Raw genomic sequence first — 23,968 nt, forward strand, 5'->3', positions numbered from 1 at the left:
ACCTGATCCCCGGCACAGGCCGAGGACGTCATTCACGTGCCTGACCAATGCGCTTGGGCAGGCGCCTTCCCATGAAGGAGCGCACACAGTGTCCGATCTTGATCAGGTCACGCTCAACGCCGGCGATAAGTCGGTCGTTCTGCCCGTCATCAAACCCACCCTCGGCAACGACTGCGTCGACATCGCGAAGCTGACCAAGGAAACGGGGTATTTCACCTACGATTCCGGTTTCACCGCGACGGCCAGCTGCAAGTCCGCCATCACCTACATCGACGGCGACAAGGGCGTGCTGCTGTATCGCGGCTACCCGATCGAGCAGCTGTCGGAAAAGTCGAGCTACGTCGAAGTGGCCTACCTGCTGATCAACGGCGAGCGCCCGAGCGCCGAGCAGCTGAAGGCCTTCACCGACGAGCTGGCTGCCGAAGCCAACGTCGATGAGTCGATCAACACCCTGATCGGCAGCTTCGCCAAGGATGCCCATCCGATGGCCATCCTGACCGCCGCCATCGCGCAGCTGTCGGGCATCTACCACGCCTCGCTGGACCTGTCCGACGCCGAACAGCGCCGCCAGGCTGCCGTGCGCCTGATCGCCAAGGTGCCGACCCTGTCGGCGCTGATCTACCGCCACGGCAAGGGCCTGCCGGCCAACAAGCCGGATACCTCGCTGGACTACGTCAGCCGATTCCTGAAGCAGACCTTCGAGTCGGCTGATGGCAAGTACGAGCTGAACCAGGACGTGGTCAAGGCACTGGACCTGCTGTTCATCCTGCACGCCGACCACGAGCAGAACGCGTCGACCTCGACCGTGCGTCTGGTCGGTTCGACCGGTGCCAACCCGTATGCGTCGGTCGCCGCTGGCGTCACCGCGCTGTGGGGTCCGGCCCACGGCGGTGCCAACGAAGCCGTGCTGAAGATGCTGGAAGAGATCGGTTCGGCCGACAACGTCGAATCGGCCGTGCTCAAGGCCAAGGACAAGACCTCCGGCTTCCGCCTGATGGGCTTCGGCCACCGCGTGTACAAGAACTTCGACCCGCGTGCCAAGGTCATCGGCGAGATGACCGGCAAGGTGCTCAAGCAGCTGGGCGTGCAGGATCCGCTGCTGGACGTGGCCGTGAAGCTGGAACAGGCCGCGCTGCAGGACGAGTACTTCGTCGCGCGCAAGCTGTACCCGAACGTCGATTTCTACAGCGGCATCATCTACAAGGCGCTGCAGATCCCGACCGAGATGTTCACCGTCATGTTCGCCTTGGGCCGTACCTCCGGCTGGGTCTCGCATTGGCTGGAACAGCAGGTCGACCCGGAAATGAAGATCGGCCGTCCGCGCCAGGTCTACACCGGCCACGACGTGCGCGACTACCAGGGCTGATCGCCTGCGGTAGGTTGTGCTGAAGACGCCCCGCGATTGCGGGGCGTTTTTTTTGCTTCGCTTTTGGTAGATGCCAACCTTGGTTGGCACGCTTTCGGCGCCCGCGAAACATCATCCACGCATGGCGTGGATCTACTGCGCCCCGGCTCCGGTGGGTGCCAACCTTGGTTGGCACGCTTTCGGCGCCCGCGAAACATCATCCACGCATGGCGTGGATCTACTGCGCTCCGGCTTCGGTGGGTGCCAACCTTGGTTGGCACGATTTGGGTGTCCGCGGAACATCATCCACGCATGGCGTGGTTCTACTGCGCCCCGGCTTCGGTGGGGGCCAACCTTGGTTGGCACGATTTGAGTGTCCGCGGAACATCATCCACGCATGGCGTGGATCTACTGCGCCTCGGCTTCGGTAGATGCCAACCTTGGTTGGCACGCTTTCCCATCCACGCGTGGCGTGGATCTCCTGCGCCCGGGCGCTTGGCACGATGTTCGCCGCGGCAAGACCGCGTGATTCAAGGGTCTCACCAGCTTCACAAGCGCTCGCGCAGCCTCAGGACGCCAGCTGCACCTGCAGCACTGATACGGAGCGTCCAACCCATGAGTACCCGTTTCGACCTGCCCGAGCGCGATCCACTCGGTCCTGACATCGCCACCGTGGTGGCCACTCCCGTCGTGCCACCGCCCAGCGAAAGCGCGGTGTCCTGGGGCGCCATTTTCGCCGGCGCCGTTGCGGCTGCCGCACTGTCGCTGATCCTGTTGATCCTGGGCGTTGGCCTCGGCCTGTCCTCGGTTTCGCCCTGGTCGTTCGAAGGGGTGTCCAAGGAAACCTTCGGCTGGACCAGCGTCGCGTGGCTGACCTTCACCGCGCTGGCCGCTTCCGGTCTGGGCGGCTATCTGGCCGGTCGCCTGCGCACCAAGTGGACGCAACTGCACGGCGATGAAACCTACTTCCGCGACACCGCGCACGGCTTCGTGTCCTGGGCTGTGGCAACCCTGCTCACTGCTGGCCTGTTGACCTCGGCCATCGGTGGCGTGCTGGGCGCCGGCGCAAAGGTTGCCGGCGCGACCGCAGGCGCCGCTGCCACCACTGCCGGTGCTGCCGTGGCCGGAGCTGGCAGCGTTGCTGCAGGCGCACCGGAGAGCGACCTCAACTACTGGGTGGATTCGCTGTTCCGCGGTGCCACCACGGCGGGCCCGGACGCTGCCGGTGCGCCTCCGGTTGCGCCGGCAGCGGGCGCAGCGCCGGGTACCAGCCCGATGGACCCTGCCGCACCGCCGCCCCCCCCGGCCGCCGCCAGCGTTGGCCCACGTGACGCCCGCACGACACCTCCGCCGCCGCGCCCGATGCCGGGCAATGGCCCGATGGGCGACCGCCGCGAAGTCCGGGCCGAAGTGAACCGCATCATCGTCAACAGTCTGCAGGGGGATGGCCTGGACCCGGCCGATACCCAGTACCTGTCGCAGCTGATCGCGCGCGAGACGGGCATGAGCCAGGCTGAAGCGCAGGCCCGTGTGACCGACGTGCAGACCCGCATGCGTGCTGCGCTGGAAAAGGCCAAGAACACCGCCAAGCAAGCTGCCGACGATGCGCGCAAGGCCACGGCCTATGCCGCACTGTGGCTGTTCATCACCCTGCTGATCGGCGCGTTCTTCGCCAGCCTCAGCGCCACCTGGGGCGGCCGTCGCCGCGACCTGTAACCCGCATCTGATGCAAGGAGACCTGCCATGAAAACGCTTCTGCTCTGGTTCTTGGGCGTGCCGATTCCGCTGTTGATCCTGTACGCGATCTTCTTCTGAGATCGTGTCGTTGAGTGAGATCCATCAGGCCGCCGCGAGGCGGCCTGATGCCATCCAGTCGCGCATGGACATTTACAGCGTCGAGCCACGCTCGACCCACGCGCGCAGCGCGCATGACAACCAAGCATCGGCCGAGTACTACGCTTCTGCGTACCGGCTCGGCGAACATCCCAGCACACGCCGGAAGGCAGCAGAAAACGCGCTCGGGCTTGCATAGCCCAGGTCCAATGCCACACGCGTCACCGCCTGGCCCTGTCCCAGCCGCTCGATGGCCACCAGCAGGCACACCTGCTGCCGCCACTCGGCAAAACCCACCCCGGTATCGGCGCGGAACAGGCGCGTGAACGTGCGCCGGCTCATGCCTGCTTCGGCGGCAACGTCATCGAGGCGCACTGCCAGCGAAGGACTGTCGAGCAATGCGCGGCAGACACGTGCGAGGCGTGCATCGGCGGGCAGCGGTGCATGCAGGGAAAGTGTCGGCATCGATGCGATTTCCGCCACCAGCAGCTGCATCAGTTTGCCTGCGCGCCCGTCCTCGTCGTACAGCGGGGGCAGGTCCACCGCCGCCTCCAGCAGCCGCTGCAACAGCGCAGAGACCGCGTACACCCGGCAGTGCGCCGGCAGCGCTACTGCGTCGGCCGTCTCGGCGGAGAGAAAGGCGTTGAGCATCGTCACCGGCCCGCGCATGGTCATCTCATGCACCAGGCCTGCAGGCACCCAGCAGGCGCGCCGTGGGGGAACCAGCCACCGCCCCTGCGGCGTGGCCACACTGATGGTGCCGCGCGCGGCGAATGCGAACTGCCCGCGCCGGTGGGCATGGGGGGGAAACGCAAATTCGGCGGCGTAGTCGTTCGAGGTGACCACGACATCGCGTGGCAGGTCTTCGTAGGGATCAAGCAGCGAATTGCGCATGGCCCGGATTCTATAGCGATTGACCCGTCATCGACGGTGGGCCGGATCCGCGCTGTCTAGCATCAACGCTCCCCTCAGCTGTAATGGAACCACATGACCAATACTTTCCATCGCGTGGGACACGGACCCCACGCTGTCCTGGTGCTGCACGGCTGGTTCGGCGACGCGCACGCGTTCGAGCCCATCGAGCCATGGCTGTCGCGCGACGACTTCAGCTACATCTTCATGGACTGCCGGGGCTACGGCGGCATGCGCAATGCACGGGGGGCCTATACCATCGGCGAGATTGCATCCGATGCGTTGGATCTGATGGCCGTCCTGGGCCACGAACGCTTCAGCGTGGCAGGTCATTCGATGGGCGGCATGGCCATTGAACGTATGGCGGTGCTTGCGCCGGACCGGGTACACGGCATGGTGGCCATTGCGCCGGTGCCCTGCGGCGGCATTGCCTACGACGCTGCGACGCGAAGCCTGCTTGAAGCGGCAGCCGGGGACGTAGGCGTGCGTCGGACCATCATCGATCGCAGTACCGGCGGGCGGCTGCCAGCGCAATGGCTCGACTGGAAGGCCGCGTATTCGGCGGCACACGCTTCACCTGCAGCATTTGCTGCCTATCTTCCAGCATGGGCGGATACCGATTTCAGCAATGAGATCGTCGGCAAGCATCGGTTGAAGGTGCTGGTGGGTGCGCACGATCCCACCTTCAACCGCGCACTGATGGAGCGCACCTATCTGCGCCGCTACCGGCAGGTCACGATAGAGGTCCTGGAGGGTGCCGGGCATTACCCGATGAACGAAACGCCGCTGGCCCTGGTGGCGGCCATGGAATCGTTCCTGAAAGAGGCGTCGGGTTCGGGATGAATGGTTTCTGACACGGGATGTCGTTTCCACATCTTTCGGATCATCACATCCGCGACCAGCGTGACGACCAGCCTGTGGTGCTGCCGGGCACGCTGGTGGCCAGGATTGACCACCAGCGCTCAGCACGAGCACCCGTGCGTCGATCATGGCTCGACTCTGCAAAGTGCATGTCTCGCAATGAGGTTTGTTGCAAAGACCGGGTGAGGAAATTTGCATAACCCTCAAACATTGAACGCCTTCAAATAATTTCCTTAACGTTCAGCTATTTAGGAATGGTTGAATGGCCGTCGCAGGGTAGGCGTACCTACCATTCTCTCCGTCGCCCGCCCCCACGCAGGCGGGTGATGCCTCCGCACTGGAGGCCTCATATCCCACCGTCCGAGAGAGACACCATGAACTCCATCCTGAAGAAGGCCGCGCTCGCTGCAGCGCTGGCTACCGTTTCGCTGTCCGCCAATGCATTCGATGCCGACATCAAGGTCTGGGCCAACGTCGATCCGACCCTGGCCCTGCTCAAGGCCGATGGCACTGCGCTGGATTCGGTGGTCAACATGGTCCACAACCCGGTCAGCGGCCTGGTGCCCTGGTCGCAGCAGGTGCGCATCTACTCCAACGATGAAAGCAAGGACATCGAAGTGCGTGTTGGCAGCACACCGCAGCTGCTCAACACCGATGGTGGTGGCGCGCCGGTGCCGCTGACCGTCAGCCTCAATGGCAGGGCGCTGACCGTGGCGGCGCAGGACTTCTCCGCAACCGACCTGTTCGACGGCGCACTGCCGGGCGCATCGATCCCGCTGGCGCTGCGTATTGCACAGACCGTCCAGGCGCCGATCGCCCGCGGCGGCAGCTACGAAGGCATCGTCACCATCGCCATGCAGCAGAAGACCACCAGCCCGTAAGGCACCCGCGCCGGCCCGCTTGCCGGGCCGGCTGCTTCCGGTAATCCCTATGAATGCTCCCGCACCCGCCGTCACCCGGCTGGCGGTCGCGCTCGCCCTGTCGCTGGCCACACCCCTGGTCGCGGCGCGCGGCGTTCCCGCCGGTTTCGAGGATCTGGTCGAAGGCCAGACCGAACAACTGGAGATCCGTCTGTTCGGTCGTTCGACCGGGCTGGTGCCGGTGCGCGTGACCCTGGAACACGTGCAGCTGGAAACCCCGGCCGAGGCGCTGCAGGCGTTGCAGCTGTCCGCCGAAGCGCAGGCTGCGCTGCTGCCGGCGTTGTCGCAGCCGCTACCGCGCAACAGCCACCTGGCATGCCGTTACGGCGGTGCCAGTGCCGGTTGCGGGTACATCGATCCTCCCCAGGAGCCCACTGCCGTGCGCGCGCTGTATGACGAAGGCGAGGGCGCTGTGCGCCTGTTTGTCGCCCGCCAATGGATCCCCGGCGAGCCGGCCGCCGAGCGCTACCACCAGGTCAGTGCCAATGCCGAGAACGCCTTCCTGCACCAGCACACCTTCAATGTCAGCGGTGGCCGGGGCTACCAGGCGCTGGCCGCGCAGGGCATGGGTGCACTGGGCGTGTTCCAGCGCGGGCACCTGTCCGCCGACTGGACCTTCAGCCAGCAGCACTACCGCGGCGGTCTTGCCAGCCGCCGTTTCCAGCTAGACAACGCCTACTACCGCCATGACCTGGGCCAGCAGCACTACCTGCAGGCCGGGCGCATGGACCGCCGCAACCTGAGCAGCCCGCAGGGCGGCACCTTCAGTTTCAGCATGCTGCCGATGGATCGCTTCCAGGGCCTGCGGCTGGGCACCACGCAGGCCTACGTGGACTCCGCCGCCGCCGTGCAGGCCACGCCCCTCACCGTGCTGCTGGCGCGCGATGCGCGTGTGGATGCGTTCGATGGCGAGCGCCTGTTGCAGACCTTCTACCTGCAGGCAGGCATCAACCAGCTCGATACGCGCCGGTTCCCCATGGGCAACTACACCGTCAGCCTGCGCATCTACGAAGACGGCGTGCTGGTACGCAACGAGGACGCGCCGTTCGACAAGGGCGGTGACTGGACCGACAGCAGCGTGCAGTGGTTCCTGCAGGGGGGCCGCCGCAACGAGCGCCGCAGCGACCGCTTCGACGACGAACTGGCGGCCATGGGCGGCCTGCGCGTGCCGATGGGGCGCAACGTGGCCATGACCGCTGGCATCGCCGATCTGGGCGGTTTCAGCTACGGCGAACTGCGGGTGGACCTGCGCCATGTGTTTGCGACCCAGGAGGTCCGCGCCACCTTCAGTGGCATGCACGGCAGCGATGGCAGCCGTGGCCAGCAGCATCAGCTTTCCTACCGTCGCCGTGCTTCGTGGAATGTGTACCACCAGCGCATGCGCGGCCGTGCCTGCCAGTTCGAGGATGACGCCCGCGACCGGCTCGGCTGCGCCGATTCGCTCAGCGCCTCGATGGCGCTGCCGGTGGCCGGCGGCAACGCCTACTTGGCCTATACGCGCCGCCAGACCTGGCGTGCAGGCACCGTGCGGCCGGGGCTGGATGATGATCCGCTGGCCGGGCTTGACCCGCTGCTGCCGCCGTGGATGCCACAGCCCACGCGCATACCGCAGCTCAGCCGCACCTGGCAGGCCAGCTACAGCCGCAGCCAGCGCTGGGGCGAGTTCAGTGTCTCCAGCCGCATCGGCGTGTGGCAGCAGACCAGCGGCGGTGGACTGCGCGATGGACGTGACCGCGGCATCTACCTCAATTTCAGCCTCAACCGCCTGCAGCACGATGACCGCGGCAGTTCGCAGCGACGCTATGGCGTGGACGTGCGGCAACCACAGCATGCGCGGCCGGACATCAACTACAGCGCCGGGAAGACGCTGCGCCAGGAATACGAGGATCAGTACCGCGAGGTATCGGGCGAACTGCGCGGCAACAACAACGAGCGCTACAGCGCCACGCTGAGTACCCAGCTGCAGAACCGCATCGCCCAGACCGGTGCCACGGTGTCGCGCTACCAGCACCAGGGTGGCAACGAAGTGGCGTACAGCGCCACGCACAGTTCCGGCTTGGCCATCGGCAAGCGCGGCGTGTACTGGGGCGCTGGCGCTGGCGCCGACGCGGGGCTGGCAGTGCAGGTGGATGACACCGACGACCTGGACCTGAGCGGCGTTGCCGCCGAGCTGCAGGTGGGCGGGCTGCGTCGACAGCGACTGAAGCTGGGCGAGCGCCGGCTGCTGCCGATTTCCGCCTACCAGTCGCACCGCGCTGAAGTGCAGGACGCCAGCGCCCTGGACAGCATCGCCACCGTGCGCGTGAGCGGTGTGGGCGGCGCGCGTCCGTTGTTCCTGCCACCGGGCCGGCTGGTGCGCATGCCGGTGCCGATTGAAGTGACCTACACCTTCATCGGCAATGCCCAGGACATCGCCGGCGCACCGCTGCGCGGTGCCCGTATTCTCAACGCGCCGGTGCCCGGCACCGGCAGCAATGGAGGTTTCGTGGCCGACTTCCCACGACGCGAGAAGACCCTGTACCTGCTGCAGGACGACCGGTTGCTGCACTGCCCGCTGCAGGTGCGCGAGCGCCGCAGCGTGGTGATGCTGGTAGGCGCCGTGCAGTGCGAGCCGCTGGCCGTGGCCCAGCTGCCCGCCGACATCCGCCACCAGGCACGCGTGACGCGGCTGCTGCAGGAGCAGGCGCTGATCGCCGCCACGCCACAGACCGCAGCAGCGGGAGATGCGAAGTGAGCCGCCGGTTGTGGTGGGTGATGGCGGTGTTGTGTGGGCTGGTGCTGTTGGTGCCGCGAGCGAAGGCGCAACAGCCGCCGGAGACCGACCCCAGCTCGATAGTCCAGCAGGTCACCCGCGCATGGGATCGATCATCCATGCCCGGTGATCTCGAGATTTGGCCAGACCGGACTGTTCTGGGTTTCAGTCGCGACGTCTCCCGCAAGTTCGGACAAATACACCTGACCTGCCGATCCAACATCGACCCGTCGCAAGGTAGCTGCAATATCTCTGGCGATGAGAGTGTTTCATTCAGGCCGTCAGACATCGTACTTCGGATGGTTGAACAGCGATCTGGTCTTCCAACAGAAGTGAGGTTGAACGGATGGCTACGACGGATTGTGTCCGGTCGCGCATGCTCTGGCGATTTTTGGACCCCACACGTGTATCCGCTTTATTCGGCTGCTTGGGACCAGTGCAATGTCGATTCCCCACTAGGTACCGGGGTGAGGCTTGTACTTCCCCAAGAAGAACTGAGCCGATTGGTCGCCGGCCATTGGCGGGGCGAACTCCTCCTCGATCTCAGAGTGGATCCAATGCAGGCCGCAGTGCTCACCAACACGGTCTCCTTCGATTTCACCATCACTGACCACAACGCGGTCTCCATCTACTTCCCGCTTTTCGACCAGGTCACCCCGCACGTCGGCCTGAACCTGCAGTACGACCCCATCGCGCAGACCATCGGTGGCCGTACCCAGCTCGACATGTGCCTGTACGACGGGCTTGGCTCGCAGAGCAGCTACCTCGGCGTCACCGTGCGTGACAGCGGCGCGCAACCTCCCGGGCCCTTGGGCTACTCGGTATGGCACGTCGATGGCGGCAGTGATGCCACCCAGCGCGTGGACTACACCGTCACCCTGGATCACAACGGCAGTGCAGTGCCCATGCGCAACGGCGTGGAGCAGCTGCTGCATGGCATCGATACCGCAAGGTTGCGCCTGGTGCTGCTGCCCGGCATGACGCAGCCGGTGTTCTGCGTGCCTACACCATTGACGCTGGAAACACCGCGCGTGCCGGTCAGCACCAAGCGCCCCGGCTACTACAGCGGCGATCTCAAGGTGGAACTGCGTGTTCCCACCGTCACGCCCTGAACCCCACATGGAGTCCCCGATGAAACCCCTAGTCCGCTGCCTGCTGCCGCTGTCGCTGCTGATGGCGTTGCCTGCCCATGCCAATCTCACCGTGCACCCCATGCGTACGTCGGTGGACGCGAAGAAAGGCGCACAGATACGCATCTACTCGCAGTCCACCCAACCGCAGTACGTGCAGGCATCTATCAAGCGCATCGTCGACCCGGCGGGGGCAGGTGAACAGGAGGTTGAGGTGGAGCCGAATGAGGCCGCCATCGCCATCACGCCGGGAAAGTTCGCCCTCGCCGGTGGCGGCAACCGGCTGATCCGTGTGATTCCGCTGCAGCCGGTCGAAAAGGAAACGGCATACCGCGTGTACTTCGAGGGCGTGCGCGGCCCCGAACGTGCGGACCCGGAAGGCGAGGGTGAGAAGGCCCAGGCCAATGTCGGCGTCAGCCTGGTCTGGGGCGCGCTGGTCAATGTACTGCCCGCGCAATCGACGATGGACGTGCAGGTGGAGGGAAACCAGCTGCGCAACACCGGCACGGTACGCGTGGGCATCACCAGTATCGCTGACTGCGATGGCGCGCGCTGCACCGTGCATGACGTCTCGCGCAGCCTGTACCCCGGCAGCGCGCTGGAACTGCCATTTCCCCTGCAGCCGGGCCACACGCTGCAGCTGCGCTATCGGCTGACCCGCGATGGCTATCGCGAGCACGTGCACAACGTCGCGCTCTGAGTGCATCTCGCCGCTGTGGCTTGGTGCCACAGCGGTTCCTTCTGTTCCGTTTGTTAAGGAGAATCCCATGAACAAGATCTATCGACGACTCTGGTCCGCCGCCCGCCAATGCTGGGTGGTTGCAAGCGAACTGGCGGCAGCGCGCGGCACGCGCAGGCACACATCGCGTGGTCCCGGACTGGCGCTGATGCTGGCCATGCTGCCGGCATCGGTCATGGCAGCCACAGCGGGCCATCTCGAAACAGGCGCTGATGAGTGGACGGAAGACGCCCTGTACACTGGCTTTGGCCTGTTCAACACAAGCGCCATGCTTGTGCACGAGGATGCCGCCACCGCTGCCAGCGGGCGAGCGTTCTCCCGCGCGAACGCGCTTCCGCTGGCCTACAGCGATTTCGTCCAGCTCGGTTCGTATGCTGGTGCTCTCAACAGGGCAGTCGCGGTCGGCGTATGGGCACACTCCAACAACTACGGCGTGGCACTTGGCTACCAAGCCAATGCCAACGGGCAACATGCGACCGCGCTGGGGCATCAGGCCGTTGCCTGGGAGATTGGCAGCGTCGCGGTGGGTAACGATGCAAAATCCTACGGCTACAACGCGATTGCGCTGGGGAGCGGCGCGCTCGCGGCCGGGCGCAATTCCATCGTGCTTGGGGCGGATTCCAATGATTATGGTGACAATCAGGTATCGGTCGGAAATGGTGGAACGCGACGCAAGATTGTCTATGTCGCCGATGGTGCGGTCGACGCAAACAGCAGCGAGGTCGTGACCGGCAGGCAGTTGCATGCTACGCAGCAGGCGCTGGCCAGCGTACGCCAGAGTCAGACGTTGCTGGCGACGGGGACTGCGCCATCCAGTGCCAATGCCGCCAAGGCAATCGGCAGCCGTGCGCTTGCGATAGGTGTTGAGGCAACGGCTGACGGTGAAGATACACTCGCATTGGGCGGCGGCGCGCGCACGGCACCCGGGTCCGGAGTAGCGCGTATTGCCATTGGCGCAGGTGCCTTCGCTGGCAGCAGTGGCTGGACGGGTGCCGTCGCCCTGGGCGGCAGTGCCAGTTCCACGCATGATGGGGTTGCCATCGGCTATCAGGCCAAGACAAGCACCAACGGTACGGTGGCCCTTGGTCGCGGGGCAATCGCGACGCATGGGAATTCGGTTGCACTCGGCAGCAACTCGGTCACCTCTGGAGCCAACAGCGTCTCGGTCGGAAGTTCCTCCAACAGGCGGAAGATCCAGTACCTGGCCGATGGCGTGATTGCGGCGGGCAGTTCCGACGCGATCACCGGCAACCAGTTGCATACGACCAATGCATCGGTGGCGACCGCGGCGGCAACGGCGACTGAGGCAACGGCCGGTGTTGATGCAGTCAACCGGCGACTCAATGCAGAAGCGCTGGCGTTGGGGGGCGGTGCGCTTGCAGAGTCCAATGCTTATGGCATCAGCACCGCAGTGGGACGCAACGCCAGGGGCTACAACGGCAAGAGCGTCGCGCTGGGTGACGACGCAAGGTCTGGCGTGGACAAGGACGGGAACCGTGTTGCCAATGCCAATGGGGGCGTGTCGGTTGGGGCAATGTCACGCAGCGGCAACGGTGCTGTTGCGGCAGGGTTGCAGGCCAGCGCGGTGGGTGATCGTGCGATTGCCATTGGCCATGAGGCGTCGGCGGATGTGATTCACGCCACCGCGATCGGATATCAGAGCAAGGCCAGCGCTAGCCAGTCCACGGCACTGGGACGTGGTGCCCAGGCAACCGCAGCCTTTGCAACGGCCATGGGCAATCTGGCCAGAGCGTCGGCCGAGAGTGCCGTGGCCATTGGTGATCGCTCCTTGGCTCAGCACAATGGTTCGGTGGCGTTGGGCAATGGCTCGCAGACCAGTGCCGCCAATCAGATTTCGATCGGCAGCAGCGCCATCAAGCGCAAGCTGGTCAATCTAGCCGACGGTACGCTCAATACGTCCAGCACCGAGGCCGTGACCGGCAAGCAGCTCAACGCCACCAATGCCAACGTGACCACGGCGCAGAATACGGCCAACGCCGCGCAGACAGAGGCAACCGGCGCCAAGACCCTTGCAGAGAACGCACTGGGCAAAGCTACGGCGTTGGATGGTCTGGTCAGCCAGGTATCGGCCACGGGCAATGTGCGCCTGGGTGCAGACAATGCGGGCACCGTGGTGGATGTGGCCAACAAGGACGGAGCGAAGCGGCGCATCAACAACGTCGCCAATGGCGTGCTGAGCAGCACCAGTACCGATGTCGTGACCGGACAGCAGCTTCATGCCACCAACCAGGCTGTTTCCACTCAGGCCCAGGCGCTGGTGCTGCACGGCCAGCAGCTGGCAACGCATGCCCAGGCTCTTGCGGCACAGGACCAGCGCGTCGCGATCAACCGCGCCGACATCGATCAGCTTCGTACGGACGTGGACGACTTTGATCCGGATCTGGATGGGGTGGTGAAGTTCAGTGCCGATCGCCTGCTTGTGGACATGGAAGGTGCGCGCATATCGGGAGTGGCGGCGGGAGATGTGAGCTCGGCGGCCAGTACCGATGCGGTGAATGGGGGGCAGTTGTTTGCGGCCAACGAGCGTATAGCGGAGATTGAAAGCGATGGACGATTCCTGAGCATAGGAACGGACAGCCTCAGTGAGGCGGCAAGGTCGGGCTCTTTTGGTGTCGCCATTGGTGATTCCGCACAGGCAAGCACTGTTCATGAGGGAGGAACGGCGGTCGGGGCCTTTGCTGTCGCGGGCGGTAAGAATTCTGTGGCCCTTGGCAGAGGGGCGCTTGTGGAGAATGGGGCAGAAGGCTCTTTTGCCCTAGGTACTGGCTCACGCGTAGCGGGAGTCGAGGCGACTGCGATTGGCGCGAACAGTAGAGCTGAACCAAGTGCTGTCAGAGCGGTCGCCGTAGGAGCTGGATCAGTCGCAAGGGAATCAGACACCGTTTCATTCGGCACTGATGTTTATCAGCGACGCTTGGTCAATGTCAGTCGGGGCATAGGGAAGGGGGACGTATCAACAATCGCGCAGCTCGAGGAGGCTCTTGCTGCATTAGGTGGCGGATCCGGTCTGGACGGTAGTGGTTCAGTCATTGCTCCAACCTATAACGTGCAGGGCGGAACGCAGAATAATGTTGGTGAAGCCTTGGCTGTGCTCGATGGCGCAGTGATCAAGGCCGGCAGTCGCGTAGATGGCGTTGAAAGCCAGTTGCGCGCGACGTTCCAACAGTCGCCATCAATCAGTGCAGATGGAATCGGCCAACTAAACCTGGCTGGTGCGCAGGGCATGGTTCTGTCGAATCTCGCCGATGGGCATATTGCTGCGGGTAGTCGTGATGCGGTGACCGGGAGTCAGCTGTATGCGGCGAAGCAGGACATTGCTCGCAACAGGAGTGATTTGGAAACTCTGCTCGATGCAGACGTATCCGGAGTTGCTCCTGCTGCGAAAGCAAACAGCGTGATCGACTTTGGCGGCGCAAAGCTTAAGGGTGTGTCCGATGGAAAGCTGTCTGCCGAGAGCCGGGAGGTGGTAAACGGATCGCAGCTGCATGCAACAAATTCAAAGGTCGAGAAAATGGAGGGCCACGCAGAGATGTTCGCGGTCGGTTCGGAAGTCAATAGGGAGCGTGCCGAGGCGGGAATCTACGGCGTTGCTGTGGGTAATGGAGCGCAGGCTTCGATGGGATCTGAAGGTGGGACGGCTGTTGGCAGCTACACGAGCGCACTCGGTAAGAACTCTGTTGCCTTGGGGCGTGGGGCGTATGTCAGTTCTTTCGCAGAAAATGGCTACGCACTCGGCGCAGGCTCGAGCGTGGATCAGCGCAATGGAGTTGCATTGGGAAGTTATGCGCTTGTCACGGAGGGCGCCATGGAGTCCGTCGCTCTCGGCGCATATTCATTTGCTGGAGAAAGCCGAGTGGTTTCCTTTGGCAATGCGTCGCTCAAGCGAAGATTGACTAACGTCGCTAACGGCGTTGCTCAGCATGACGCCGCCACCATCGGCCAGCTCCGTGGCGCACTGTCTGCCCTCGGCGGCAACATAGACGCCAACGGCAACGTCACAAGCCCCGGCTTCAACGTCCAGGGCCAGCACCAGAACACCATCAACGAAGCCCTCGCCACGCTCGACTCGGCCGTAGTCACCACCGGCTCCCGTGTCGACCGTGTGGAAACCCAGCTCCGCTCGGTGTTCCAGGAATCTCCGTCCATCCGCAGCGACGGCACCGCCCAGCTCACCCTGGCGGGTGCCAACGGCATGGTCATCTCCAACGTCGCCAACGGCTTGATCGCCGCCGGCAGCCGCGAGGCGGTCAACGGTGGCCAGTTGCATGCCGCGCAGCAGCAGCTCAACGGTCGCATCGATGGCCTGGAGCAACGCGTGGACGCCCAGCCGCAGATGCGTGCAATGGCCACGGCATCGGCGGCGCCGACCGAAGAGATCATGCCAAGCCCGGAAGCCAGCGGTTCGCCGCAGGTCGCTTCGGCAGGCGAGGGCGCTTCGCCTGCACCGCAGCCGAAGTCGAAGAAGGACGATTCACCCGCGCCCACGCCGCAGGTCGACACCGCCGAGTTGGAAAAAATGCTGGCCCGCGCCAACGAGTACACCGATGGTGCGATCAGCAACTTCGAGCGCCGCCTGGACAAGATGGACAAGCGCTTCAACCGCATGGCGGCGATGAGCAGCGCGCAGACGGCCATGGCCATGAACACCGCCGGCCTGGCCACCTACAACCGCCTCGGCGCGGGCGTGGGCTACGCCGAGGGCGAGTCGGCCATGGCGGTGGGTTACCAGCGCGTGCTCAACGACAAGGGCTCAGCCACCTTCAGCCTCAATGGTGCCTTCACCAACAGCGGTGAACGCAGCATGGGCGTGGGTGTGGGCATCGGCTGGTAAGCCATGGCGCCCCGGTGTGGTGCGCGCAACGAGCCCCGCCGCGCCGGGGCCATTGCAGAGGAGGTTGCAATGTATCGCTTCATGAGCCGCTTCATGACCTATCGGCGCTACTACCTGTGGCGCGCCCGCATCCGCTACTTCACCCACGACATGGATACGTGGACGCTGGCCTGCCTGGTGCTGATGGTCTGCATGGGGTTGATGGTGTGGGGGTTCTGGCGCGTGGTGAACGTGCCGCAGCCGCGCATCCATCCGGAGGCCGCAGCCGTGCGGGTGGAGGTGCTGACCGACGAAGCGATCCACCGCATCGTGCTGGTGCGCCACGGCGGCACCACGCCGGGTGATCCCTTCTACAGCGCTGCGGAGATCCGCGGCAGCACCCAGCGCACGCTGAGGGTCCGGCAGACCCTGCAGGACCCGGTGGCGATGAAGCTGCAGGCGGACATGTACGCCGACATCGCCGACTACATCAACGCTACCGGTGCCTGCATGCCGTTTCCTTGCCGCCGCGTGAGTTTCCGCATCGAACAGCTGCAGCGGTCGGGGCACGAGAGTGCGGTACGCAACAAGGCGCTCGCCGAGATCCTGCAGGTGCCGTGGTACCTGGTGCCGAACCTTGATGGCGAACGCACGCGCGTGCGCAGTGGTTGGGCGGATGACTTCCAGGATGTGTATTCGCATGCCTGGAACCTGCATGACCTGCAGAAGATGCATGCGCGCATGATGGCCGAGTACCCGTACCGTGCGGCGGTGCCGTGGCTGGCACGATTGGCAACCCCTGCCCAGGAACAGCTGATCTTCCAGTAGCGCTGGGCCATGCTCGGCTGCTCTTGGCGCAGAGCCGGGCACAGGCCCGGCTCTGCCATGATCAACCGCCGATGTAGGCGGTGATTTCCATCTCGGCCAGCAGCTGCCGCAACTGCGTGGCCGAGGCCCGCCGCATGGGTTTCTCGTCCACCGGCGACAGCGGGGCCTGGCGCAACGCATTGTAGGGCAGGACGGCCAGGTCGAAGGTCAGGTCTTCGGCACTGAACACCCACACCGGTACATCCAGGTTGCGCTCACGGTCCATCCGCAGGCGCCGCGTACGCGATTCGGCGGGGACGCGATGTTCGTCCAGGAAGCGATGCACGGCCTCCGGGTCGTCACTGTGCAGGTGCAACTGCACGGGGCTGTTGGCATCGGCGGTGCCGTCCAGCACCGGTCCGGCCAGGCGCGGCGAAAACCCGTGCAGGAACTCCAGCGCCCGCAACGCGGACTCGCGCCGCCGCTGTAGTTCGCTGCCGTGCTGCGGGCCGGAGAACAGCCGCTGGTACTCGCGCAGCGCCTGTTCGATCTCGACGTTGCGGGGCAGGGAAGCATCGTCGTGGATGCCAAGGCGGCTGGCGGCCTTGAGTTTGGCCTGGTGGAAGTCGCGGATTCCGCCTTCGGCCATCAGCCGGGCGGCTTCGTGGGCGAGGCGATGACGCCGTTCGCGGGTCTGGCTGACAGCATGCTGGTGAGCGCGGTGCATGCGATGACTCCCTGTTGCGACCTGGCCACAGACTAGCGCAGGCGTGTGACATCTGCGTGGGCGAAGGCAACGGCGCCGCTACGCTCGCCGGGCATGGCCCGGCGCTACCGGGAGAGGGCGCCCGACGGGTGCGGCATGGTAGCGCCGGGCCATGCCCGGCGGATGCATCGGCGCCAACCAAGGTTGGCGACTACCAGGGCAGCGTCGGGCCATGGTGCCAACCAACGGTTGGCACCCACCCCGCCTGGCTTCAGAAGATATCGAACGCGGCCGCGTCAGCCTGCGGGGTGCTCTGCAGGTTGAGGTCGTAGTCGGTCAGGCGGTCCATGTCTTCCACCTTCACCCACTCCACCGCACCGTTGAGGGTGGCCTGGACCATGCCGCTCGGCGGTTCGTTCTGTGCGATCGGGGTGTCCTTCAGCGCGGTGCGCATGTAGTCGATCCAGATCGGCAGGGCGGCCTTGCCACCGTATTCGCGGTAGCCCAGCGAGCGGAAGTCGTCGCGGCCCACCCACACGGTGGTCACGTACGGGCCGCCGAAGCCGGAGAACCAGGCGTCACGGTGATCATTGGTGGAGCCGGTCTTGCCGCCCACGTCTTCGCGGCCAAGTACCTTGGCCTGCGCGCCGGTGCCGCGCTGGACCACGTCGCGCATCATCGACACCAGCTGGTAGGCGGTGCGGGCGTCGATCGCACGCGGTGCGGTACGCGCGTCCGGGTTGGCGGGTGCGGCCGGCGTTTCGGTCTTGGCTTCCGGCTTGGCAGCGGCGGTGGCATCGACCTTGGGTGCCGGGGCGCCGAAGTTGAAGCCGTCCACGACCTGGTTCACCGGCTGGTCGCTGCTGCCGGCGCAGTCGCGGCAGGCCATCGCCGGGGTTTCCTTGAACACCAGGTTGCCATCGCGGTCGTTGACCTGGTCGATCAGCCAGGTGTCCACGCGTGAGCCGCCGTTGGCGAACACGGCGTAGCCGCGGGCCACCGACAGCGGGGTCAGCGAGGCGGTACCCAGCGACATCGACAGGTTCGGCGGCAGCTCGGATTCGGCAAAGCCGAACTGGCTGATGTACTTGCGCGCGTAGTCCACGCCCATGCCATCAAGCAGGCGCACCGAGACCAGGTTGCGTGACTGCACCAGCGCTTCACGCAGGCGCATCGGGCCGCGGAAGCCGCCGCCGTCGTTCTGCGGTGCCCAGGTCTTGCCGCGGCGGTCGCGGAACACGACCGGGGCGTCGAGCACGATCGAGGCCGGGTTGTAGCCCTTGTCGAAGGCGGCCGCGTAGACGAACGGCTTGAAGCTCGAGCCGGGCTGGCGACGGGCCTGGGTGGCACGGTTGAACTTGTTGCCGGAGAAGCTGAAGCCACCGACCAGCGCCTTCAGGGCGCCGCTGTGGGCGTCCAGCGAAACCAGGGCGGACTGGCCGCGCGGGAGCTGGTCGAGCAGCCATTCGCCCTCCTTGGCACCAGCGCGCACGCGCACGATGTCGCCGCGCTGCACCAGCTTGGCCGGGCTCTTGTTGGTCCACTTGGCGGCACCGGCCGGCAGCACGATCTCGCTGCGGTTGGCCAGCACCACGGTGGCACTGCCGTCGGCGCCGGTGCTGGCGACGATCGCCGGCAGCAGGCCGGCCTGGCCGAACATGCCGCGCAGGTGCTCGGCCAGGGCCGCGGCGTCGTCGCCGGCGCCCAGCTGTACCTGCTTCTCCACGCCGTGCCAGCCGTGGCGATGGTCGTACAGCAGCAGGCCGTCGCGCACCGACAGGTTGGCGGCGGTCTGCAGGGTCGAATCGATGGTGGTGGTGACGTGGTAGCCCTTGTTGACCACGTCGCCGCCAAAGCGGGCGATCATTTCCTGGCGCACCAGCTCGGCCACGTACGGGGCATCGACCTGCACCGGCGGCTCGTGGGCGGTGGCGTGCATCGGCACGGCCTTGGCCGCATCGGCCTCGGCCTGGCTGACGAACTTCAGGTCGGCCATGCGCTGCAGCACATAGTTGTCACGACGCTGGCGGGCGCGCTCCGGGTTGGAGATCGGGTTGCCCGAGGACGGGAACTTGGGGATGCCGGCCAGCGAGGCCATCTCGTCCAGGTCCAGCTCGCCCAGCTTCTTGCCGTAGTAGAACTCGGCGGCGGCGGCCACTCCGTAGGCGCGGTTGCCGAAGAAACTCTTGTTCAGGTACAGCTCGAAGATCTCGTCCTTGCTCAGCTCGGACTCGATCTTGCGCGCCAGCAGGATCTCGGCCAGCTTGCGGGTATAGCTGTACTCGGAGCTGAGGAAGAACTGGCGGGCCACCTGCTGGGTGATGGTGGAGCCACCGGGCACGCGCTTGTCGTTGGTGGTCGCCAGCAGCCACACCGCGCGACCGATGCCCTTGTAGTCCACGCCGCCGTGCTCGTAGAAACGGGCATCCTCGGTGGCCAGGAACGCCTGCTTCAGCTTCTCCGGCACGTCCTTCATGGTGATGGGGGTACGCCGGGTCTCACCGAATACCGCCATCAGCTTGCCGTCGGCAGCGTAGACGTACATCGGCTCCTGCATTTCCACGTCGCGCAGGGTCTGCACGTCGGGAAGCTTGGAAGAAACGGCGTAGTACAGGCCGCCAACGGCGGCCGCTCCGACCAGCGCCAGGACCAGGACAACAAGAAAGATCCAGCGCAGCCAGCGGCGGAGACGGGTCATCGGTGTCAGATTCCGATTGCGAATTTCGTGGTCGCAGAGTATAGATTACGCAAGGTGGCGGCTGGGGCCGGCACTGGGGAGTGCAAGGGGACGCCAGGGGCTGCGTGTTCATCCTGTGAGGGATGTCACAGCAGGGCGGTTGCCATTTGCTAAGAATACGTTATTAATGCGCGGACGCAGCTCTTGCGTCCAAGTGCCCGTCGGCAGGGGAGAAACCGTGGGGCTCATCCCAAAAAGTCAGTCGCCGCTCATTGGCGTCGACATCAGTTCGACTGCGGTAAAGCTGTTGCAGCTTTCCCGCAGCGGCAACCGTTTCCGTGTGGAACATTATGCCGTGGAACCGCTGCCGCCGAATGCGGTGGTGGAGAAGAACATCGTTGAAGTGGAGGCCGTGGGAGAGGCCATCCGCCGGGCGATGAACCGTTCCGGCAGCAAGGCCAAGCTGGCCGCTGCGGCCGTGGCCGGTTCGGCGGTGATCACCAAGGTGATCCCGATGCCGGCCGACCTGGACGAGAACGACATGGAAGCCCAGATCGAGCTGGAAGCGGTCAACTACATTCCGTATCCGATCGAGGAAGTGAACCTGGACTTCGAGGTGATCGGGGCGATCCCGAACAACCCGGAAATGGTCCAGGTGCTGCTGGCGGCCTCGCGTTCGGAAAACGTCGAGCTGCGTCAGTCCGCACTGGAGCTGGGTGGCCTGCAGGCCAAGGTGATGGACGTGGAGGCCTTCGCGGTCGAGAACGCCTTCGCCCTGGTGGCCAGCGAGCTGCCGGTGTCGGCCGAGGGCGTGGTTGCGCTGGTCGATATCGGCGCCACCATGACCACCCTCAACGTGCTGCGTGGTGGCCGTAGCCTGTACAGCCGCGAACAGGTGTTCGGCGGCAAGCAGCTGACCGACGAGATCATGCGCCGCTATGGCCTGAGCTACGAGGAAGCCGGTCTGGCCAAGCGCCAGGGCGGGCTGCCGGAAAGCTACGAGATGGAAGTGCTGGAACCGTTCAAGGAAGCCACGGTCCAGCAGATCAGCCGCCTGCTGCAGTTCTTCTACGCCGGCAGCGAGTTCAACCGCGTCGATCACATCGTGCTGGCTGGCGGCTGTGCTGCCCTTGCAGGCCTGCCGGAGATGGTTGAGGAACAGCTGGGCGTGCCGACCGTGGTCGCCAACCCGCTGGCACAGATGACCCTGGGGCCGAAGGTGCAGGCGCACGCGCTGGCCCAGGATGCCCCCGCGCTGATGATCGCGACCGGTCTGGCGCTGAGGAGCTTTGACTGATGGCACGCATCAATCTATTGCCCTGGCGCGCCGAACGGCGCAAGCAGCGCCAGCGCGAGTTCGGCATCATGCTGGGCATGGCCGCCCTGGGTGGCCTGCTGCTGTCGCTGTTGATCTGGTTCTACTACGACATGCAGGTCAGCGGGCAGAATGACCGCAATGCTTACCTGCAGACCGAGATCGACAAGGTCAAGGAGCAGAACAAGGAAATCGACCGCCTCGACGAGCAGAAGAATCGACTGCTGGCCCGCAAGGCGGTGATCGAACAGCTGCAGGCCAAGCGTTCGCAGATGGTCCACCTGTTCGATGCGCTGGTCCGCACCATCCCCGATGGCGTGGTGCTCACCGCTCTGCAGCAGGAAGGCGACGTGCTGACCCTGGAGGGCCGCACCCAGTCCAACGCCCGTGTCTCGGCATACATGCGCAACCTCGAAGTTTCCGGCTGGATGACCAATCCGGAGCTGGCGATCATCGAGGCGCGTGAGCCTGACAAGGACAAGGACGGGCGCGCGACCGGCCCGGTGGCTGACATCAAGGCATTGCCGTACGTGTTCAAGGTCAAGGTCAAGCTGCCTGCGCAGAGCGAGGAAGCAGGCGCCACGCCGGGCCTGAACCCGGATGGCAGTGTGGCCGGCACCACGCCGGCGGCACCGACAGTCGCACCGCTCAGCGCCGGGTCGGACGCCGCCGCACCGGCTGCTGCCGCACCGGCGTCGGGATCGACTCCGGCACCGGCAGCCACGCCTGCAACTGCTCCGGCACAGGCCCCAGCACCGGCGGCAACGCCTGCGCCGGCCACGCCTGCACCAGCCGCACCCGCACCCAAGCCTGAGGGCAGCCGCCTGGCGCAGCCGCCGCAGGCCTTCCACGCCCCGCTGCAGGGGGATCGCGCATGAGCAAGAAAGTCGACATCAAGAACCTGGACTTCAACGACATCGGCAATTGGCCGAGGAACGCGAAGATCGTGTTCTGCTCGCTGATCGCTCTGGTGATCATGTTCGTGCTCTGGATGCTGCTGATCAGCGGCAAGCGCGAGGAGCTGGCGGGCCTGGAATCGCGGGAAACCGAGCTGCGTGCCGAGTTCACCAAGGAACAGGAACGCGCGGTCAACCTGGAGCCGTTGAAGCAGCAGCTGGCACAGATGGAGCAGGTGCTGCAGCAGATGCTGCGGCAGCTGCCCAGCAAGACCGAAATGCCGGACCTGATCATCGACATCTCGCAGACCGCGCTGTCCAGCGGCCTGGCCAACGAGCTGTTCGAGCCCGAACAGGAGCAGATCAAGGAGTTCTACGCCGAGAAGCCGATCAAGCTGCGGATGGTGGGCAGTTACCACCAGTTCGGCGCCTTCGTCAGCGGCGTGGCCTCGTTGCCGCGGGTGGTGATCCTGACCATGCACGACATCAACCTCAAGCCGAAGGACAAGACCGGCGGCAACATCCGCGCCGGTGCGCTGGAACTGTCGGGCACGGTCAAGACCTACCGTTACCTGGATGAGGCCGAGGTCGCCGAACAGCAGAAGGCTGAAGCGGGCAAGGAGGCGAAGAAGTGATCGGTTCCTTCATTGCACGTGGCGGAATGGTGCTGACGGTGCTGCTGCTGGCCGCCTGCGGCCGCGGCGTAAGCAGCACGCCGGGCGATGCACCCAATCTGGAAAAGTGGGTCGAGAGCGAGCGTGCGCGACCGGCGCAGCCGCTGGAACCGCTGCCGGTGATGCAGCAGTTCGAGACCTTTGAATACTCCGCGCAGGGCATGCGCGATCCGTTTACCGATGCCTGGACCAACCCGCAGCAGGGGAATGGGGGACTGCGGCCAGATCCGAACCGGCGCAAGGAGCCGATGGAAGGCTTCCCGCTGGACGCGCTGGACATGGTCGGCACCATCGGAACAGGCGCCGGCACCGTGGCGCTGGTGATGGGGCCGGACAAGGTGACCTATCGGGTGCGTCCCGGTGGTTACCTGGGGCAGAGCGACGGGCGGGTCACCGCGGTCTTCGAAGACCGCGTGGAGCTGATCGAACTGGTGCCGGATGGCGCGGGTGGCTGGCTGGAACGTCCAGCAACGCTCGCGCTGGAAGATCAATGATCGTTTACTGGGGATAGCACGATGACCTTTCACCAAGCCAAGGGGCTGCGTCCCATCCGGCGCTCTACCTTGAACCGCATCAGCGCGCTGGGAGTCGCGTTGATGCTGGCCTGCGCTCCGGCGCTGGCCGCCGCACCGTCGGAAAAGCCGACCGGCACGGCGCTGGCCGCCACGCCGGCCGCTGCACCGGCAGGCCTGTCGGTCGCACGCATCGATTTCAAGCGTGGCGATGACGGCGCTGGCCGCCTGATCCTGCAGTTCGACGGCCAGGGCGCCATGCCCGACCTGCGCAGCCAGGGCAACAGCGTGGTTGTCGATGTCGGCAACGCACGCCTGCCGGCCAACCTGCAGAAGCCGATGAACGTCACCGACTTCGCCACCCCGGTGCAGCGCATCGACGCCAAGCCGTCCGGGGCCGGCACCCAGCTGGTGCTGAGCACGGGCGGTCCGGTCGAGTCGCTGGCCTACCAGAGTGGCAACGAGTATGTGGTGGAGATCAGCCCGCGGCAGGCCCAGGCCGCCGTTGGCGCAGTCACTGCCGGCAGCGTGACCCAGGCCGCCAAGGGCGTGCCGCAGCGCGGCTACGCCGGCAAGCCGGTGACCTTCAACTTCCAGGACGTGCCGGTGCGCACCGTGCTGCAGTTGATTGCCGAAGAGTCGAATCTGAACGTGGTGGCCTCCGACTCGGTGCAGGGCAATGTGACCCTGCGTCTGGTCAACGTGCCGTGGGACCAGGCGTTGGATATCGTGCTGCGTGCCAAGGGCCTGGACAAGCGTCGTGACGGCAGCGTGGTGTGGGTTGCGCCGCAGTCCGAGCTGGCCAAGTTCGAGCAGGAGAAGGAAGACGCGCGCATCGCGATCGAGAACCGCGAAGACCTGGTCACCGACTACGTCCAGATCAACTACCACAGCGCCACGCAGATCTTCAAAGCGCTGACCGAAGCCAAGGGAATCGGCGGTGGTGGTGGTGGTGGTGGTGGTGGTGGCGGGGGCGGGGGGGGCAGGTTGCAGGAAGAAAGTGGGTTCCTCTCGGGGCGCGGGCGCCTCGTCGCCGACGAGCGCCCCCACACGCCGAA

Annotated in this window: 17 protein-coding genes; 14 read left to right on the top strand and 3 right to left on the bottom strand. The window is 65.4% G+C overall.

From position 1 onward, the window contains the following. The first annotated feature begins 88 nt into the window (after window positions 1-88). Together BW38_RS06555 and BW38_RS06550 are read left to right on the top strand one after the other, a co-directional pair. Complete coding sequence (locus BW38_RS06555; protein ID WP_025874217.1) at window positions 89-1,366, top strand: citrate synthase; 1,278 nt, start codon at window positions 89-91, stop codon at window positions 1,364-1,366. A gap of 594 nt (window positions 1,367-1,960) precedes the next feature. Next, on the top strand, window positions 1,961-3,061 hold the full coding sequence (locus tag BW38_RS06550) for a hypothetical protein (protein WP_032976992.1): 1,101 nt from the start codon (window positions 1,961-1,963) through the stop codon (window positions 3,059-3,061). Between the two features lie 237 nt (window positions 3,062-3,298). On the opposite strand, the gene BW38_RS06545 is transcribed toward BW38_RS06550, so the two are convergent. Further along, window positions 3,299-4,072 (bottom strand): helix-turn-helix transcriptional regulator, encoded by a 774-nt coding sequence (locus BW38_RS06545; RefSeq protein ID WP_032976995.1) that lies wholly within the window; start codon window positions 4,070-4,072, stop codon window positions 3,299-3,301. A 141-nt stretch (window positions 4,073-4,213) separates the two neighbouring features. On the opposite strand from BW38_RS06545, the gene BW38_RS06540 reads away from it, so the two are divergent. The 7 genes from BW38_RS06540 (at window position 4,214) to BW38_RS06520 (ending at window position 16,151) form a co-directional block, all read left to right on the top strand. Continuing rightward, entirely contained in the window at window positions 4,214-4,933 is a 720-nt protein-coding gene (locus BW38_RS06540; protein WP_235189978.1) for an alpha/beta hydrolase, read from the top strand. Window positions 4,934-5,325: 392 nt separating this feature from the next. Next, the gene (locus tag BW38_RS06535; RefSeq protein WP_025874221.1) at window positions 5,326-5,832 is read left to right on the top strand and encodes a CS1 type fimbrial major subunit; all 507 of its coding nucleotides are present in this window, start codon (window positions 5,326-5,328) and stop codon (window positions 5,830-5,832) included. Between the two features lie 49 nt (window positions 5,833-5,881). Next, entirely contained in the window at window positions 5,882-8,605 is a 2,724-nt protein-coding gene (locus tag BW38_RS06530) for a TcfC E-set like domain-containing protein (protein WP_032976999.1), read from the top strand. A 137-nt stretch (window positions 8,606-8,742) separates the two neighbouring features. Further along, window positions 8,743-9,735, top strand: a complete 993-nt coding sequence (locus tag BW38_RS22120) for a CfaE/CblD family pilus tip adhesin (protein ID WP_327083162.1) — start codon at window positions 8,743-8,745, stop codon at window positions 9,733-9,735. Between the two features lie 19 nt (window positions 9,736-9,754). Then, a complete protein-coding gene (locus BW38_RS06525) occupies window positions 9,755-10,453 on the top strand; it encodes a pilus assembly protein (RefSeq protein WP_032977002.1) in 699 nt (232 codons plus the stop codon). Between the two features lie 67 nt (window positions 10,454-10,520). After that, window positions 10,521-15,344 (top strand): ESPR-type extended signal peptide-containing protein, encoded by a 4,824-nt coding sequence (locus BW38_RS21550; protein ID WP_038380398.1) that lies wholly within the window; start codon window positions 10,521-10,523, stop codon window positions 15,342-15,344. A gap of 69 nt (window positions 15,345-15,413) precedes the next feature. Next, window positions 15,414-16,151 carry a hypothetical protein gene (locus tag BW38_RS06520; protein WP_032977004.1) on the top strand — a complete coding sequence of 246 codons (738 nt, stop codon included), beginning with the start codon at window positions 15,414-15,416 and terminating at the stop codon, window positions 16,149-16,151. Window positions 16,152-16,212: 61 nt separating this feature from the next. Here the strand turns inward: BW38_RS06520 and BW38_RS06515 are convergent, their stop codons facing one another. Beyond that, a complete protein-coding gene (locus BW38_RS06515) occupies window positions 16,213-16,857 on the bottom strand; it encodes a hypothetical protein (RefSeq protein ID WP_032977005.1) in 645 nt (214 codons plus the stop codon). A gap of 250 nt (window positions 16,858-17,107) precedes the next feature. Continuing rightward, entirely contained in the window at window positions 17,108-19,534 is a 2,427-nt protein-coding gene (locus BW38_RS06510) for a penicillin-binding protein 1A (protein ID WP_032977006.1), read from the bottom strand. A 217-nt stretch (window positions 19,535-19,751) separates the two neighbouring features. On the opposite strand from BW38_RS06510, the gene BW38_RS06505 reads away from it, so the two are divergent. The 5 genes from BW38_RS06505 to BW38_RS0120825 form a co-directional block, all read left to right on the top strand. Then, window positions 19,752-20,810, top strand: coding sequence for a pilus assembly protein PilM (locus BW38_RS06505; protein ID WP_032951624.1), 1,059 nt, complete (start codon window positions 19,752-19,754; stop codon window positions 20,808-20,810). Further along, a complete protein-coding gene (locus BW38_RS06500; RefSeq protein WP_032977007.1) occupies window positions 20,810-21,706 on the top strand; it encodes a PilN domain-containing protein in 897 nt (298 codons plus the stop codon). Before BW38_RS06505 ends, BW38_RS06500 begins: the two co-directional genes overlap by 1 nt. After that, the gene (pilO, locus tag BW38_RS06495; RefSeq protein ID WP_032977008.1) at window positions 21,703-22,359 is read left to right on the top strand and encodes a type 4a pilus biogenesis protein PilO; all 657 of its coding nucleotides are present in this window, start codon (window positions 21,703-21,705) and stop codon (window positions 22,357-22,359) included. The genes BW38_RS06500 and pilO overlap by 4 nt, the downstream gene beginning before the upstream one ends. Window positions 22,360-22,385: 26 nt before the next feature. Continuing rightward, entirely contained in the window at window positions 22,386-22,892 is a 507-nt protein-coding gene (locus BW38_RS06490; protein WP_051501657.1) for a pilus assembly protein PilP, read from the top strand. A gap of 21 nt (window positions 22,893-22,913) precedes the next feature. Then, window positions 22,914-23,968, top strand: a 1,055-nt coding sequence (locus tag BW38_RS0120825) for an AMIN domain-containing protein (RefSeq protein ID WP_032977014.1), incomplete at its 3' end; no start/stop codon positions are given.

Origin of the sequence: Stenotrophomonas sp. RIT309 (assembly GCF_000632045.1) — a bacterium.
Classification (GTDB): Bacteria; Pseudomonadota; Gammaproteobacteria; order Xanthomonadales; family Xanthomonadaceae; genus Stenotrophomonas; species Stenotrophomonas indicatrix.